We start from the raw sequence: 536 nt of genomic DNA, 5'->3' as shown, positions 1-536 counted from the left end.
CACCAGAGATAGCTGTGCATCCGCTATCATATACGCCAGTCGCTCTTGCGGGTAATCCGGTGCCATCGGCACATAGGCACCGCCAGCTTTTAAGACTCCCAAGATGGCTATCACCATCTCCACAGAGCGCTCAACACATAGTCCAACGAGAGTGTTTGGGGTGATGTGATGATGTGCCTGTAAATAACGCGCCAGCTGGTTAGCTCGGCAGTTAAGCTCACGGTATGTTAATGCCACCTCTTCACAGATCACCGCCACCGCATCTGGGGTTGCGGCCGCTTGACGCTCAAACCGCTCATGCATGCAGACATCTTGCTCATAGCACAGCCGCGTGTCATTTAAGGTAACCAATAACTCCTCTTGCTCCGGCGCACTCAACATCGGAAGCTGTGTCAACGCCACAGTTTGGGTTGGCTCAAGTGCGCACAGCGCCGTCAACACCCGACCAAGGTGCTGGTCTAGCTGCGCAATGTGTGCCTGTGTAAAGAGCTGCTTGTCATACACCCAAGACAACCCAATGCCCTGCTCACTTCACT

General features: G+C 54.1%; 1 protein-coding gene. It reads right to left on the bottom strand.

Annotated features, from left to right (window positions below):
• On the bottom strand, window positions 1–504 hold a 504-nt coding region (locus EAG18_RS22050), incomplete at its 3' end, for an AMP-binding protein (protein WP_275557373.1).
• Window positions 505–536: the final 32 nt, after the last annotated feature.

The organism is Pseudoalteromonas sp. J010, assembly GCF_003934235.1.
In the GTDB taxonomy this organism is placed as follows: domain Bacteria; phylum Pseudomonadota; class Gammaproteobacteria; order Enterobacterales; family Alteromonadaceae; genus Pseudoalteromonas; species Pseudoalteromonas peptidolytica.
The sequence above is the reverse complement of the archived record's forward strand: the minus strand, read 5'-3'. Positions and strand labels throughout refer to the sequence as shown.